Below are 16624 nucleotides of genomic sequence, written 5' to 3' on the forward strand. Positions count from 1 at the left end.
CTTTTATGGTATAATTTAAGATGAGAAGGGTGGGCGACTATAATTGTTATTTTAAAGATGGAGGTTAGTATAATGGACGTTAAATCAATTGGTAATATAATTACAAACTTTAAATCCAAAGTAATTATAATTGACAGAACCGGCAATGTTTTGTGGAAAAGTCGTGATATGGGCAAACTGATTGATATTAAGAATATAAAAGATATTGACATAGACATAGAGGATATAATCTTAAATAAAAATTTAAAGGTTATGCTATATAATGACAGTTATAATCTATCCAGTATATTGTTGGGAAATCAGGAAAAAATTATTCTAATCTTTGATTTGATAGGGGATTATAACGATGATAATACCAAGTCATATATTTTAGAAGAAATAATTGAAAGATTATATGATGGTGTCCTAGTAAGTGATAAGGATGGTAGGGTCGTCATATACAATCCAGCTATGGAAGAATTAGAAGAGATGGAATCAAAAGACATGATAGGCGAATATATATGGGATGCTTACGGCTATGGTGATAAAAATAAATCTGAACATATGGGAGTTCAATCCAGTAGGATTCCAATTATAAATAGATATAAAGCGCACGCTTATAACAATGGGAAACCTATATATAAATCCTATAGTACTTATCCAATTGAAAAAGACGGTGAAATAATAGGAGTATATTCAATTAGTAAAAATGAAACTAAGCTTCAGTCCTTGTTATCAGAAATTGTTGATTTGAAAAGACAATTTGGCAGTAAAATTAAAGATGACTCCGATATTAAATTCAATGGAACCAGATTTACTTTCTCCGATATTATCGGTTCCAGTACAAGGATAAAAAAACTGATACATGAAGCTCAGTCAATTTCTTGGTTAAATAACAATATATTGATAGTTGGAGAAACTGGCACCGGCAAAGAGGTATTTGCTCAAAGCATACACAATTATGGGAAAAGAAATAGAGAGCCCTTTATTGGTATAAATTGCTCCGCAATACCTGAAAATTTACTGGAAAGTATATTATTTGGTACGGTAAAGGGCGCATTTACCGGAGCTATAGATTCATCAGGTCTATTTGAAGAAGCAGGGGAAGGGACATTGTTTTTAGACGAACTAAATTCCATGCCTATAAATATGCAAACTAAACTTCTTAGGGTATTGCAGGAAAAGTGCGTTAGAAGAGTTGGAGGCAAGGAGATGTATCCCATTAGATGTAGGGTGATCAGCGCTATGAATGAAGATCCTTACCTGTTAATAGAAGAGGGGAAATTGAGGCAGGATTTATATTATAGAATCGCAGGATATAATCTCGTGATTCCACCTCTTAGAGAAAGGGATAATGATATATTTGATTTATCCAAATTTTATATATCAAGAAACAACTTAAATATGAATAAAAATGTATCTAAAATGAAAGAGGATCTAAAAGATTTTATGAAGGAATACATTTGGCCGGGGAATATAAGAGAATTAGAGCATTTTATTGAAAATATAATGGTGAGGACAGAAGTAGGAGATACTTATTTAAGACGTGAAAATATTCCCGGATATCTATTGGAAGTTATGAATTCAATTTTCAAAGAAAATAAATTAGATAATATATCTGAATATTCCTTGGAAGAAAAAATAAATGAATTTGAAAAAAGTTTGATATTAAATTCTTTGGATAATAACAATTGGAATGTCACAAGAACAGCAAAAGAATTAGGTGTAACAAGACAAAGTTTGATTTATAGGATGAAAAAATTAGATTTAAATAGAAGCTAAGTGTGTGAAAAACAAACAAAGAAAAAGGCTAGATTTGCAGGTAATTTGATAAAATGTGTATGATTTTCATACACATTAAAGCAGATAAAAATAGGATTTATTTTTTAATGTTCTAAAATGCATACTTCTGGACTACATGGTGTTGGCATGAATATTGCATTAATAATATAATCATATAAATTTATAGTATTCCTGTTACTATTCACAGCTTAAAAATGTATATCATGTTAACGAGCATAGATTTTTTTAATTGTGATTGTAAGCTGTGAATTGTCATGAATTTTCCATTAACAATATAAAATTTATAATAGGAGGGTTTTTATGTTAAGCAATGATAAAATAGGTGCTGCTATGGAAATTAAACTTGATAATTATCTACCTAATTACCCTAAGTTTGACCAAAGAATCAGAAGAGCTCCAAAAAGAGAATTTACATTATCACAAAGAGAAACAGAAATAGCTCTTAAAAATGCCTTAAGATATGTTCCGGAAGAATTACATGAAACATTGGCACCTGAATTTTTAGAAGAGTTGTTGACTAGAGGTAGAATCTATGGTTATAGATTCAGACCGGATGAAACAATCTATGGCAGACCAATAGACGAGTACAAAGGGAAATGTATTGAAGGAAAAGCTTTTCAAGTTATGATAGACAACAATCTATCCTTTGATGTAGGACTATACCCATATGAATTGGTTACTTATGGAGAAACAGGTCAAGTATTTCAAAATTGGATGCAGTATAGACTTGTGAAAAAATATCTGGAAGAATTGACGGATGAACAAACATTGGTAGTAGAATCGGGACATCCCCTTGGATTATTCAGATCTACTAAGCAAAGCCCCAGGGTTATAATTACAAACGCCTTAATGGTAGGAATGTATGACAATCAAGAACAATGGATAAAAGCTCAAGCTATGGGAGTTGCAAACTATGGACAAATGACTGCAGGGGGCTGGATGTATATCGGACCTCAGGGAATAGTCCATGGCACATTCAACACCATTTTAAATGCAGGCAGGCTAAAATTAGGAATACCTCATGATGAAGATTTAACTGGGCATATGTTTGTAAGCTCCGGATTAGGAGGTATGAGTGGTGCTCAAGGTAAAGCTGCAAAAATAGCCGGTGCAGTTGGCATAATAGCTGAAGTTGACATATCCAGAATCAATACCAGACTTGAACAAGGCTGGATAGACTATTACTATGAGGATTTAGATGAGCTATTTAAAGTGGCTAATGAAGCTATGAAAGCAAAAAAATCCACTGCATTAGCTTATTATGGAAATATAGTGGACTTATTGGAATATGCAGTAAATAATAATATCCATATTGAGCTATTATCTGACCAAACCTCATGCCATGCTGAATATGATGGAGGATATTGTCCGCAAGGGTTAACTTTTGATGAGAGAACAAAGATGTTATATGAGGATAAAGAGCAATTTATAAAGGAAGTAGATAGAAGTCTTAAATATCACTTTGAATTGATCAAGAAACTAGTTGATAAAGGAACTTATTTCTTTGACTACGGCAACTCTTTCATGAAGTCGGTATTTGATGCAGGTGCAAAGGACATTGCAAAAAATGGCGTAGATGAATCAGAAGGATTTATATTTCCATCCTATGTTGAAGATATAATGGGACCAATGCTATTTGATTATGGATACGGACCATTTAGATGGGTATGTCTAAGCGGTAAAGAGGAAGATTTGCTAAAGACAGATAAAGCTGCTATGGATTGTATTGATCCAAATAGGAGAGGCCAGGATAGAGATAATTATAACTGGATAAGAGACGCTGAGAAGAATCAACTTGTAGTAGGAACTCAGGCAAGAATTCTTTATCAAGATGCAAAGGGCAGAACAGAAATTGCACTAAAGTTCAATGAAATGGTTAGAAACAAAGAGGTAGGTCCTATAATGATTGGAAGAGACCATCACGATACAGCAGGTACGGACTCACCATTCAGGGAGACATCCAATATTTATGACGGAAGTAATGTGATGGCTGATATGGCTACTCAATGTTTTGCAGGTAATGTAGCAAGAGGAATGAGCTTAGTAGCGCTTCATAACGGTGGCGGAGTAGGTATAGGGAAAGCTATCAATGGCGGATTTGGTATGGTACTTGACGGGAGTGAAAGAGTAGACAATATTTTAAAGAATGCAATGCCATGGGACGTTATGGGCGGAGTCGCTAGGCGTGCATGGGCAAGGAATGAAAACTCTATTTCAACCGCGGCCGAATACAATGAAATGTTTAAGGAAACAGATCATATTACCCTTCCATATGTAGCGGATGAAGGATTGGTAAAGGAATTGGTGGAAAAAGAATATAGTAAACATCCGCATAAGTAAAAACTGAGTTTTCATACAAAGGCAGTTCTATTAATTTTAGAACTGCCTTTAATGTTTTTGCATAGTATAAAAACTAAGGAGGTATCAATATGAATTATCCTATAGTTTTTATACCGGGGCTCTTTGGTTCATTAGGTGATGATGTAATAAAAGGTACAGGGGAATTTTCCTTTGGACTAGCAGAAAAAATTTATAAACCATTTATAGAAATATTGAATTCAATGGGGTATATAGAAGGGTTAAATCTATTTGTCTCATATTATGATTGGAAGATGTCCGTATTGGATGCGGTGAATAAGTATCTCTATCAGGATATAGAAATAATCAAGTATAAAACAGGCATGAATAAGGTAATATTGATTGGGCATAGTTTGGGAGGATTGCTGGGAAGGGCATATATCAATTATTTCAGTCCGGATTCTGTAGATAAATTAATTATGATAGGTACTCCAAATTTGGGAGCAGTGAATGCATATTATTTTTGGAGCGGAGGAAAATTGCCATATCAAAAGGTAGAGGATAATCCGTTATATAATGCGTTAAAAATTGGCTTTATAATGTACCTTAATATATTTCAAAAAGAAAATTATATAGAGACACTAAGGGAAGCCTTTCCGGTAGCAAAAGATTTGCTTCCAAGTTATAAATATGAAAGTTATTTATTTTATAACAAAGACGGTACAAAAAGAGGTATACCAATCGAAGAAATGACAATCAATAATTCCTTTTTGAATAGGTTAGAAGATGAAACTAATAATGCCTATAATAAATATTTTATTGTAAGCGGAACAGGAATTAAGACCAATAAAAAATTTCTGGTGGATATAAATGACAGTGGAAAGACTAAATGGACAGACGGAAAGCCGATTAAGACATATGTAACTAATAGGGGTGATGGAACTGTAATTACTGACAGCACTTTAGGATGTCTAAATGCCGATAGTATTGTAATAGAAGGCAATCATACGGATATATTATATAAATCAGCTGATTATCTATCGGCTATTTTAGAAAAACCCATTGTCAAAGAAACTAAAATTAGCAAAGCAGAAAAGGCATATAATATCTTTACGGATAATATAGCGAAAGCAGGAATTGATATAAAATCTAAAAATGTTCAAGTTGTAAAAATATCTTCGGATAAATATTGGGTTATGGTAACTGAATGAGTTTATGCTACAAACTCATTCAGTTTAGCAATGTAAATACCCATCAATTCCTTTTCACTTACTTCCCTGCTTGGTTTATCTAAGACTATTTCTCCCTTATCCAGCATAATGACTCTATCGGAATATTCAAGAGCATCTTTCATATTGTGAGAGATCATAATGGTGGTCATGGAGTATTTTTTTATCAATTCTTTGGTTTTTTTCATTATTACATTTGATGTTTTAGGGTCAAGAGCTGCTGTATGCTCATCTAACAACAATAGATCAGGATGTTTCATGGCAGCCATTATTAAGGACAAGGACTGCCTTTGTCCCCCCGATAGGAATTTAACCTTTGTATCAAGTTTGTCTTCAAGCCCCAAGTCTAAAGTCATTAAGAGATCTTTATATTTATCTATATTATTTCTTTTTATAAGCCTTTTAAGAGCAAATTTCTCACCTTTTTTATCAGCTAAAGCCATATTTTCAAGGATAGTCAAGCTAGGGGATACGCCCATAGAGGGATCTTGAAAAACTCTACCTATATTATTTGATCTTTGTTCTTCCTTTAATTTGGATATATCATTGTTATTTAAGTATATCTGTCCTCTATCAGCTGCGATGCTTCCGCAAATCATGTTGAGGAGAGTGCTTTTACCACAGCCATTTGGTCCTATGATAGCCGTACATTTATTTTTTTCTATTGTTAAGTTGAAATTATTAAATAAATTTATTTCATTTTCGGTTTCAGCATTAAAACTCTTTGATAGGTTCTTTATTTTTAGCATGTTCTTTCACTCTCCTTTTTTTAAGTCCCATTACATCCACTGCAAGATTGTTATAAGCTATAAATAAGATTACTATTATAGCGCTTATAGCTCTTAAATCAGTTGGAGCCAATCCTAAATCAATAGCAACGCCGCCTATGATTTTATATATGATAGCACCTACTATTGCTCGAGTAGTATTTTTTAATGTATCCGAATTTTTCATAAAGGTATCTCCGATAATTATGGAAGCTAAAGCCATTACAATAATGGAGCTGCCCATGGTTATATCGGCAAAGCCTTGAATTTGAGCCATCAATGCGCCGCTTAATGCAACTAGGCCATTTGCCAGCATGAGCCCAATAGTTTTATACTTATTGCTATTTTGACCTAAAGATTTTATCAGTGCTTCATTATCTCCGGTTGCTATCAACAAATAGCCCATTTCAGTTTTTAAAAATCCGTCTAATAATATCTTAATCAATAGAACTATTATTAATAACACAAGTATAGCGGGACCATAGTCAAATATTGATTTAAAATTGAATAACGGTATATTTGCTTTGTTATTAATTCTTAGATTTATGGAATATAACATTGTCATAGTAAGAATACCTGCCAGTAAAGGCTTTATTTTCAGTTTTATAAATAGAGTAGAGGTGATAAGTCCTGCCAGAGTCCCAAAGCAAAAAGCTAACAATGAACTTATAATAGGATTAACCCCCAATGAAATAAATTTAGCAAATATAAAGGCGCCGAAGGGGAATGTTCCCTCAACGGATAGATCAGATATATCCAGTATCTTATATGTTAAGAATACCCCCATTGACAAAATTGCAAACACCAGTCCCTGTTCAATTGATGTTAATATTAATGAATTCATAGTTTACATCCTTTCCTTACTCGTTAATTGCCAACTTTTTCAGCATTTTTAAATATTTCCAAATTCTCGTTCAATCCCAAATCTTTCAATGTTTTTATGTTAACAGTATTTATTGTTTTTTCAGCTATTCCCACTGGAATAGTCGGTACATCTTTTTTATCTATAAGAATCTCTTTAGCCATTTGGGCGGTTTGTTTTCCTAATTCATAATAGCTAAGTCCATTTGTTATAAGAATTCCGCCCCGTACCTGAGTTTCCTCAGCAGAAACGGATATCATTTTATTTTCTACAAGTTTTTTCGAGACCAATTCAACTGATGAAGCGACTAAATTATCGCTTAATATATATACCGCATCAACCTTTTTTAATAAGGAATCCAGAGCTTGAGGTATTTCATTGGTATTTGTAACTCCAACCGTTGTGATTTCTAATCCCTCATCCGGTGCTAAGCTTTTAACCTCATCTATCTGAACTTCTGAATTATTTTCTCCCGTATTGTATAAAATGCCTATTTTTTTAATATTTGGGTCTATTTGTTCGAACATTTGTAATTGAGATTTAGTGGGAGCTAGATCCGATGTTCCCGTTACATTTCCGCCAACGTTATTCCAATCTTGAACTATTCCGGATTTAACAGGATCGGTTACTGCGCTGAACAATACAGGAATATCATCTGTAGCTTGTTTTGCACTTTGTGCAGCCGGTGTTGCAATTGCATATATTAAATCCACCTCATCTTTTACAAACTTTTGTGCAATACTCAATGTATTTGGAATCTCTCCCTGAGCGTTTTGATATATAATTTCCGCGTCTACTCCCAATTCTTTTAATCCGTCTATGAACCCTAATCTGGCATCATCAAGAGCAGGGTGTTCAGAGAGCTGACTGATTCCTATCGTATATTTTTGTGCCTTTGAAGATGCTTTGCTTCCGCTATTTGTACAACCTGATAACATCAATACACCTACCATAACTACTGCAATTAAACTCTTTACTTTACCTTTTTTCATTTAAAATCCTCCTAACAATTTTAATTAAATTGTTAGGTCCAATTTATATGTTATGTCATAAAAAAATCTTTCGCTCCTATCAATATAGCTATAGCTATACTCATAGGGACGAAAGATTATAAATCCGCGGTACCACCCTAATTATGACATATGTCATCGCTCAATCAGACCTAACAGTCCTATCCCTTGTAACGATGGGCTTTCGGATTCGTCTACTTGAAAAATTCGTTTAACGAATCAGCTTAGGAGTGAATATTGCATATCATCTTACTGTTGGCTTCCACCTTTTCCAACTCTCTAGAAATAAGATAGGATATCTTTCTCTCCGTCAAAGCTTTTTTTGAATTGATACTATTCTATGCTGTTATGAACAATTTGTCAATAGATTTTCAAATTATTTTATTTTTTCTGAAGTTTTAAAGACTTCATCATTTTCATCTAGCTTTAGAGATTTAAGAGTATTTTCATTAAATACTTTTTTTGTATTGGCTGATGTTTCTGACGGCAGTTCTCCGGGAGCTTTATTATTTACTAAAATTTCTTGAGCCATTTTAGCAGATTGCTTTCCCAGCTCATAGTAGCTAATACCATCAGTTATCAGTATTCCGCCTTTAACATGAGAATCTTCAGCTCCAACTGTTATAAGATTATTTTCAACAGCCTTTTGCGCTACTACATTGATTGCAGATGCTACCATATTGTCTGTGATGGTATATATGGCATCCACTTTTTTAATTATAGAATCCACTGCTTGAGGAATTTCATTTATAGTTGATATACCAACCGTTATGACTTCTAATCCCTCATCCGGTGCTAAGCTTTTAACCTCATCTATCTGAACTTCAGAATTGTTTTCTCCCGTATTGTACAAAATGCCTATTTTTTTAATATTTGGGTCTATTTGTTTGAACATTTGTAATTGGGATTTAGTGGGTGCTAGATCCGATGTTCCTGTTACATTTCCTCCCGGATGTTTCATTGAATCTACTAATTCCGATTCGACCGGGTCTGTAACCGCACTAAAGATTATAGGAATATCATCTGTAGCTTGTTTTGCACTTTGTGCAGCCGGTGTTGCAATTGCATATATTAAATCCACTTCATCTTTTACAAACTTTTGCGCAATACTCAATGTATTTGGAATCTCTCCCTGAGCATTTTGATATATAATTTCCGCGTCTACTCCCAATTCTTTTAATCCGTCTATGAACCCTAATCTGGCATCATCAAGAGCAGGGTGTTCAGAGAGCTGACTGATTCCTATCGTATATTTTTGTGCCTTTGAAGATGCTTTGCTTCCGCTATTTGTACAACCTGATAACATCAATACACCTACCATAACTACTGCAATTAAACTCTTTACTTTACCTTTTTTCATTTAAAATCCTCCTAACAATTTTAATTAAATTGTTAGGTCCAATTTATATGTTATGTCATAAAAAAATCTTTCGCTCCTATCAATATAGCTATAGCTATACTCATAGGGACGAAAGATTATAAATCCGCGGTACCACCCTAATTATGACATATGTCATCGCTCAATCAGACCTAACAGTCCTATCCCTTGTAACGATGGGCTTTCGGATTCGTCTACTTGAAAAATTCGTTTAACGAATCAGCTTAGGAGTGTATATATCGTATCTTGTTATTGTTGGGTTTCACCTTTGTCCCAACTCTCTAAAAATAATCTAGGATACGTTTCTCTCCTTCAACGCTTTTATGTAATAAATAACATTCTAAAGGCTTTATCCCAAAAAGTCAATACCTTTTTTAAAAAAATAAAATAATGTAGTTATTCTATGATAATATTGTAGTTAATCATTGTGCCACAAACTCTGCGCCCCGTTCGGTTTTCACTTCTATGGAACTGACATTTAGATATAAATCTGTATAATATTCTTCCGTGACCAATTCTGGCGTACCAGTTACTCTTATCCAGTCATTTTCATTGGGAAAGTTTCCGTCGTATTTTAAGAGGAATCCGCCCCATCCATCATTTCCGCAGCAACCCGGGCCATTGCGATAAACGACAGGAGTTGTTTCATTACCGTCCCATGAGTAGAAAAGTGCATATATTCCCTCTACAACAATCGTTTTATCTTTATAGTCATCAAAGTTAAAATATATATCATTGATCTGAGTTAAGAACATCTTTTCACCGATTTCTAAAATATCTGAGTCTGATGATTTATCATCTTCTTCTAATGAATCGGAAGCTACAGGCATTTGAATTTCAGTGGTTTCACTGGATGAGGGTTCTTCAAAATCAGCTTTACCGACTCCGCTGCCACAAGCGGATAAAAGCATACAAAGAAAAAGAATAGTGCACATCATTTTGTATTTATTTATCATGGATAGTTACTCCTTTCACCGTTTTGATCAGCCAATAAAGGAAGAACACAATTATATTGCATAAGACGATACTGGCTCCTGTAGGTGTTGCATAGACATAGGATATTGTCAATCCAATCCATAGACATATAACTGAGATGATTGCCGAATTTACGATGACAGTCTTAAATCTTTTGCATAACCGCATGGAAGTTAGTGCTGGGAATACGATCAAGCTGGTAATCAGCAAAGCTCCCATCATCCGCATACCCAGCACTATGATCAATGCAGTTAGGAGGGCAATCAGCATATTATAAAGTTCGGCGTTGGTTCCTGTCGCCTTCGCAAAAGATTCGTCAAAAGTAACGGCAAAGATGCGGTTGTAGAATAAGACGAATAGGAGAAGTACAACAACTGATAGAATAACACTCAAATTGACATCACTTTGTGACATGCTGAGGATGCTGCCGAACAGATAGTTGCATACATCTGTATTCATGCCTGTTGTCATAGAAATAATCATCACTCCTACGGCTAGAGCCCCTGTAGAAATCAGGGCAATCGCAGCATCGCCTTTGATTTTGCTGCTTTCACTGATTCTGAGTAATAGAAATGCCGCCAACACGACGATAGGAATTGAAACCGTAAGTGGAGACATATTCAGCGCTGTAGCCAACGCCAAAGCGCCAAAACCTACATGGGAAAGTCCATCTCCAATCATGGAATACCTTTTAAGTACAAGACTTACACCCAGCAGCGACGAACAAAGAGCTACTATTGTACCTACAAAAATTGCCCTTACCATAAAGGGATAAGAAAACATCTCTTTGAGCAAATCAAGCACGAAAACCACCTCCCATAAACCTACGGCCTATTTCACTATTTTTATAATCCGCTGTTGTTCCGAAGAAAAGCTGAGTGTGATAGAGATGAAGAATATGCTTTGCATATTGTACTGCCGAATGGATGTCATGGGAAACCATAATAACGGTAATCTCCATATCTTGGTTAATCTTTCGTATCAACTCGTATAATTCCTGTGTAACCATCGGATCTAGTCCTGCCGCGGGTTCATCTAATAAAATCAGTTTTTGGGTGGAACATAAGGCACGAGCCAATAATACCCGTTGCTGTTGGCCGCCGGATAGCTCGCGATAGCAACGATCTCTCAGATCTATAATATCCATTCGCAGTAAGTTTTCCTCGACAAGAGTTTTTTCTTTTTTTGTATAAAATGGTTTGATACCCAATCTATTTAAGCATCCGGAGAGAACAACTTCATAGACGCTTGCAGGGAAATCCTTTTGTACTATAGTCTGCTGAGGAAGATAGCCGATTTCGTTAGCCATAAGTCCGTTTTCTATACTGATAGTACCGCTTGATGGTTTTTTGAGCCGCAGCAAACCTTTAATCAATGTGCTTTTTCCGGCTCCATTTTCTCCTACAACACAGAGATAATCACCCTGTTCTACAGAAAAATTGAGATCTTTCACAGCGGGGAATCCATCATATGTAAAGGAAATATTTTTGCATGTAATCAAATTCATAATACAAATGTTACCTCTCTTTCAAATAGAATTAAAAATAAAGTTAAATAAGATTAGCAGCAGTGATATATTTACTACCGCTGCTGACCCTGTTAGTTTAAGGCGGTACGGAGACTTTCCACATTTTCGGACATCATAGATAGGTATGTGACTCCTGCATCCATTTGATCTTTGGTAATATTGTGACAGGAATACAGTGTCATTTTCTCCGCTCCTGTTGCTTCACAAATGGAATCTGCAATTTTTCCATCTGAAAGCTCTATTGTGAATACAACGGGTAATTGTTCTTTTTTAATCTTATCCACTAGAAATGCCACTGTAGCAGCACTGGCTTCAGTTTCTGTCGAACAGCCTGTAAACGCAGCATAATAGCTAAGATCATACTCATCAGCAAAATATCTGAACGGGAAACGGTCACCGAATACAATAGTTTTGCGCTTTGCACTCTCTACAACCTCACGGAAGGAAATATCCAAATCATTCAACTGTTTAATATAGTTTGCACTGTTTTTTTCATATATGTCGGCATTTCCCTTATCTTTCTCGATCATTAAAGAAGTAATTTTATTCACGATTTCAATGGCATTTTTGGGCGAAGTCCATACATGTTCGTCAATTTCTTCTTCATGTTCGTGTTCATCTTCATGTTCGTGTTCATCTTCATGCTCATCTTCATGTTCATGCTCCATTCCCTCCACGATTTCCTCTGTTACGGTAGTAATACAATCCACCAGTCGTAAGGTGTCCGGCTTCTTATCTCCCATAGAATTCAGAATATCGTCTACCCATACATCATTTTCACCGCCGATATAAATAAACAGGTCACAATTTTGGATGGATTTGATGTCTTGGGGAGTGGGTTCATAAGAGTGACTCTCCGCACCAGGTTTTAGCAGCATTGTTACGTCTGCTTTATCGTCTGCGATTTGACGCGCAAAATCGTATTGCGGAAAAATTGTTGTGACAATAGATAATTTATCCATGTCTGAGTTTTCATCCTGCGTATTCGATGAATTGCAACCGGTCAGGCAGGAAAGGGTCAATATAAGCGTCAAGCAAAGAATAAATATTTTTTTCATGTTATTATAACCTCCGTAATTCTGATTTTTGGGCACAAAAATACAAGGACATTGTTATGCAGCCTTAAAAATGGACATAATACGCCCTTGTTGGATGGAGGGTTTAATTATTCATTCGGATTTTTTGATTTATAGGAGTTGAGCATGGCAAAATGGGCAATGCTGCAATTAACGCCGCCAAAGCCACAATAAGTGAGGAGATAATAGCGAAAGAAGCTACAATCCCTGATGAGAGCTGCTTTAAGGTTTGTTTCACGATATGAATACAGGCACAAATAGGACAGAATTCACCTGTACAGTCATGATCCGCTTCTTCTGCGATATATATTAAGGAAAAGAGGGACACAAGGATAAAGCATAAGCATACTAAAAAAATTAAATGACGCTTAAATTCTTTTTTCACAGTAGTCCCTCCTTTTAAATAAATTCAAACAGATCGATTTAAGTACATTAATTACATGTTCAGTTTACTATATAAGTTCATGCGGTGTCAAGATAAACTGAAAATGGTCGTGTAAATAGGGAAATGTTTTGACTTTAATGAGTTTCAAGAGAAGCTACCTTAAATGCATAATTAGAAGCTTTTCTTATAACGAATAGGAAAATTCTACTTTAATTGAAGTAATAAAGAATTTTTCGTCAATGAGTTTCAAGAGAAGCTACCTTAAATGCATAATTAGAAGCTTTTCTTATTGTATATGGGTTTTTAATGCGATACAATATTAAAAAGGGAAATGTGAGGTAATACGTTTTTATGCTTATACTAAGGAGAATACAATGAAAATAATATATATTATAACTTTAGTTATATTTTTACTAACAGGATGTAAACAAGAATTAAATAATGATATTCCCAACCAGGAGGATAAGCCTAATGAATTGATAGTACAAGAACCTGAAACCTCTGACGAAGAACTTATCAATCCTGAAGGGGTGACAATAGAAGAAAGATATTTGGCTCCAAAAGGATACAAAAGAATAGAGACTCTTGAAAATAGCTTTGGTGAATTTTTGAGGAATCAGAAATTGAAGCCATATGGGGAAAAAGTACTTTATTATGATGGAAGAGAGAAAAACAAAAGCAACGTATATGACAGCGTATTTGATATTGATATAGGAGATAGGGATTTGCATCAGTGTGCAGATGCGGTTATGCTGTTGAGGGCTGAATATTTATATTCTCAAGGGTTTTATGATAAGATACATTTCAACTTTGTTTCTGGATTTAAAGCTGAATATAGTAAATGGATGGAAGGATATAGGATAAAGGTTGATGGGAACACTGTAAGCTATTATAAAAGAGCTGATCCGACAAATACATATGAATCCTTTAGGAAGTTCATGGATATGGTATTTGCTTATTCAGGGACATTGTCTTTGGATAGAGAATTGGAGAGTGTAGAAATAGATGATATGGAAATAGGAGATGTGTTTATAGTCGGAGGAAGTCCGGGGCACGCTATAATTGTTGTAGATATGGCAGAAAATGAAATTGGAGAAAGACTTTTTATGCTAGCCCAATCCTATATGCCTGCTCAGCAAACACAGCTTTTGGTAAATCTGGGTGATAAAGAGATAAGCCCTTGGTATAGATTAAAAGATGGAGATAAACTTAAAACCCCGGAATGGACTTTTGATTGGGATGATTTGAAAAGATTTAAATGATACCAAGTAGAAAGAAGGGAAGATTATGATAAGGGAGATTATTGAGACTGATTTTGAACAACTCAAAGTTATGTACCGGGAAATACAAGATATTCATGTGATAAATAGACCTGATGTTTATAAGGCTGTCAACCCTCTAAGTTGTGAATACTTTCAATTTTCATTAACGGACAAAGATACTTTAGCTACTGTGTATGAGAAGGATAATGAATTGATTGGATTCTGTGTTACTGTATTAAAATCTATCAGTAACCATCCCGTCATGAAAGATAAAAAAAGTGGATTTATGGAAGCCTTGTTTGTAAAACAGAACTATAGGAAACAAGGTATCGGTCGAGAATTGTTTATTGATATAAAGGATAAGCTTAAAGAAAGAGGCATAGATAAATTGGAATTGATGGTTTGGAGCTTTAACGAAGGTGCAATTAATTTTTACAGAAATGAAGGAATGGAAACAAGAAGTGAAATTATGGAGTTATCGTTATAAATAAAAAATAGAGGGAGGAAGATAAATGAAAAAAATATGTACTAGTCTTTTATTAATAATGTTAATTATAATGGCTTCAACATGATACGAACTATATTCTTAATTACAATTATGGGAAATATATAGAAGCTATATTTGATTTGGATTTTCAGTATTATCCTGAGACTAAGGATTCGTATGAGAAAATTTGGGAAGAAGGACAGGAAGTTTTAGCTTCTTTTAAAAAACTGGATGATCTTATTTTAGCAGATAGAGAAAAATATAAGGAAGAAGTAAAAGTTCTAAATGATATTTTAGACGATTATGTTCCCCGAGGTATTTTCAACAAAGATGAAATATATACTTTTAGAAAATTAGACACCGAAAATACTTTCTTATATACAAGGATTATGAAGAATGATGAAGAAGTGTTAATTAAGATTGAATCATCGTTTAATAATGAAGGGAAGCTTATTCGATATCATTTAAAGAATCATGGATATAATTTAGAAGAAAATGAATTGACTCAGGCTGAAACCTTAAATCTAGCCAATGAATTTGTAAATAAATATGTGGGGGAGAGTGTTGAAATAATCAAAATTCCTGATTTATATCCCAGCCTTTATGAAGAGGGGAAACATGAAAGTTATGGGGATAAAGATGGGAAATATACTGTAGTTGTTGATTTGGAACATGGCTTTGTAGAGTATTTCGCGATTCTACTATAGAGATGCAAACTCGTTAATCTATGTATGCCTTTAGAAGATGCCCTACGAAAATAGATTGGAATATAAATGTTTTAATTTTGATCCAACTCTTTGGGTATATATGAAACAAATAAGTTTTGGAGGGAAATATGCAAGAATTTGATTTTGTATTAAAAGAGACAGATGGTAAAGATATTTCATTAAAGGATTTTAGAGGTAAAAATGTTGTACTGTACTTTTATCCCAAGGATAATACTTCAGGATGTACGGCTGAGGCGTTAGAATTCGTGGAACTTTTAGATGAATTTGAAGAATATAATACAGTTGTTATAGGGGTAAGCAGGGACAGCTTAAAATCTCATGCTAAATTTAAGGATAAATTCGATATTCCATTTTTGCTTCTTAGCGACGAAACAAAAGAGGTACACAATTTGTTTAATGTAATGAAAATGAAGAAATTATATGGTAAGGAGCATTTGGGCGTTGAGAGATCAACATTCGTATTTGACCGTGAAGGCAACCTTATTAAAGAATTTAGAAATGTAAAGGCAAAGGGTCATGCTAGGCAAGTATTGGATTTTGTAAGTAGTATAGATTAAATTGTGCTCTATTAAAAGAGGTGATTATTATGGTATCTAAGAAAAAGAATAGTAATCCAAATGACATTGAACTAATGCCATTGAAATCAATCAATAACAATTATGAATTAGATATAATAAAGAGCATTTTGGATGATAATAATATTCCATATATTGTAAAAGAATATGGTCCCGGTGGGCATATGAAAATCATTGGCGGGGAAACGACAATTTATGGGACTGAGATTTTAGTGGAAAAATCAACATATGAACAAGCTAAAGATTTACTGGATCAAATGACATTTGAAGAATAGCAAATAA

The 16624-nt window shown here is 34.4% G+C and carries 17 protein-coding genes and 2 other annotated features; of the genes, 8 read left to right on the forward strand and 9 right to left on the reverse strand.

Annotation, left to right across the window (positions count from 1 at the left end):
- The first annotated feature begins 72 nt into the window (after positions 1-72).
- From H8707_RS01355 to H8707_RS01365, 3 genes are all read left to right on the forward strand, one after another.
- Positions 73-1761: a sigma-54 interaction domain-containing protein gene (locus H8707_RS01355; protein WP_262428352.1), complete on the forward strand. Its 1689-nt coding sequence runs from the start codon at positions 73-75 to the stop codon at positions 1759-1761.
- 321 nt (positions 1762-2082) lie between these two features.
- Complete coding sequence (locus H8707_RS01360; protein WP_262428353.1) at positions 2083-4122, forward strand: urocanate hydratase; 2040 nt, start codon at positions 2083-2085, stop codon at positions 4120-4122.
- A gap of 89 nt (positions 4123-4211) precedes the next feature.
- Positions 4212-5291 (forward strand): esterase/lipase family protein, encoded by a 1080-nt coding sequence (locus tag H8707_RS01365; protein WP_262428354.1) that lies wholly within the window; start codon positions 4212-4214, stop codon positions 5289-5291.
- Positions 5292-5293: 2 nt separating this feature from the next.
- On the opposite strand, the gene H8707_RS01370 is transcribed toward H8707_RS01365, so the two are convergent.
- The 9 genes from H8707_RS01370 to H8707_RS01410 form a co-directional block, all read right to left on the reverse strand.
- Positions 5294-6058 carry an ABC transporter ATP-binding protein gene (locus H8707_RS01370; protein ID WP_262428355.1) on the reverse strand — a complete coding sequence of 255 codons (765 nt, stop codon included), beginning with the start codon at positions 6056-6058 and terminating at the stop codon, positions 5294-5296.
- Positions 6024-6920, reverse strand: coding sequence for an ABC transporter permease (locus H8707_RS01375; protein WP_262428356.1), 897 nt, complete (start codon positions 6918-6920; stop codon positions 6024-6026). Before H8707_RS01375 ends, H8707_RS01370 begins: the two co-directional genes overlap by 35 nt.
- Positions 6921-6943: 23 nt before the next feature.
- Positions 6944-7930, reverse strand: a complete 987-nt coding sequence (locus H8707_RS01380; RefSeq protein ID WP_262428357.1) for an ABC transporter substrate-binding protein — start codon at positions 7928-7930, stop codon at positions 6944-6946.
- Positions 7931-8031: 101 nt separating this feature from the next.
- Positions 8032-8271 (reverse strand) — a binding site (T-box leader).
- Positions 8272-8324: 53 nt separating this feature from the next.
- Positions 8325-9308 (reverse strand): ABC transporter substrate-binding protein, encoded by a 984-nt coding sequence (locus H8707_RS01385; RefSeq protein WP_262428358.1) that lies wholly within the window; start codon positions 9306-9308, stop codon positions 8325-8327.
- 101 nt (positions 9309-9409) lie between these two features.
- Positions 9410-9651 (reverse strand) — a binding site (T-box leader).
- 97 nt (positions 9652-9748) lie between these two features.
- Positions 9749-10282, reverse strand: a complete 534-nt coding sequence (locus tag H8707_RS01390; RefSeq protein WP_262428359.1) for a TIGR03943 family putative permease subunit — start codon at positions 10280-10282, stop codon at positions 9749-9751.
- Positions 10272-11105 (reverse strand): metal ABC transporter permease, encoded by an 834-nt coding sequence (locus tag H8707_RS01395; RefSeq protein WP_262428360.1) that lies wholly within the window; start codon positions 11103-11105, stop codon positions 10272-10274. The genes H8707_RS01390 and H8707_RS01395 overlap by 11 nt, the downstream gene beginning before the upstream one ends.
- Positions 11098-11808, reverse strand: coding sequence for a metal ABC transporter ATP-binding protein (locus tag H8707_RS01400; RefSeq protein ID WP_262428361.1), 711 nt, complete (start codon positions 11806-11808; stop codon positions 11098-11100). The genes H8707_RS01395 and H8707_RS01400 overlap by 8 nt, the downstream gene beginning before the upstream one ends.
- A 92-nt stretch (positions 11809-11900) precedes the next feature.
- Positions 11901-12887, reverse strand: coding sequence for a metal ABC transporter substrate-binding protein (locus H8707_RS01405; RefSeq protein ID WP_262428362.1), 987 nt, complete (start codon positions 12885-12887; stop codon positions 11901-11903).
- Positions 12888-12990: 103 nt separating this feature from the next.
- Positions 12991-13290, reverse strand: coding sequence for a hypothetical protein (locus tag H8707_RS01410; RefSeq protein WP_262428363.1), 300 nt, complete (start codon positions 13288-13290; stop codon positions 12991-12993).
- A 374-nt stretch (positions 13291-13664) separates the two neighbouring features.
- On the opposite strand from H8707_RS01410, the gene H8707_RS01415 reads away from it, so the two are divergent.
- The 5 genes from H8707_RS01415 (at position 13665) to H8707_RS01435 (ending at position 16617) form a co-directional block, all read left to right on the forward strand.
- Positions 13665-14552, forward strand: coding sequence for a DUF4846 domain-containing protein (locus tag H8707_RS01415; RefSeq protein WP_262428364.1), 888 nt, complete (start codon positions 13665-13667; stop codon positions 14550-14552).
- Between the two features lie 25 nt (positions 14553-14577).
- Positions 14578-15039, forward strand: a complete 462-nt coding sequence (locus H8707_RS01420; RefSeq protein ID WP_262428365.1) for a GNAT family N-acetyltransferase — start codon at positions 14578-14580, stop codon at positions 15037-15039.
- A gap of 140 nt (positions 15040-15179) precedes the next feature.
- Positions 15180-15746 (forward strand): hypothetical protein, encoded by a 567-nt coding sequence (locus H8707_RS01425; protein WP_262428366.1) that lies wholly within the window; start codon positions 15180-15182, stop codon positions 15744-15746.
- A 128-nt stretch (positions 15747-15874) separates the two neighbouring features.
- Positions 15875-16324, forward strand: coding sequence for a peroxiredoxin (locus H8707_RS01430; RefSeq protein WP_262428367.1), 450 nt, complete (start codon positions 15875-15877; stop codon positions 16322-16324).
- A gap of 29 nt (positions 16325-16353) precedes the next feature.
- Entirely contained in the window at positions 16354-16617 is a 264-nt protein-coding gene (locus tag H8707_RS01435) for a DUF2007 domain-containing protein (protein WP_262428368.1), read from the forward strand.
- Positions 16618-16624 lie beyond the last annotated feature (7 nt).

Source organism: Paratissierella segnis, from assembly GCF_014385195.1.
Taxonomy (GTDB): Bacteria; Bacillota; Clostridia; order Tissierellales; family Tissierellaceae; genus Paratissierella; species Paratissierella segnis.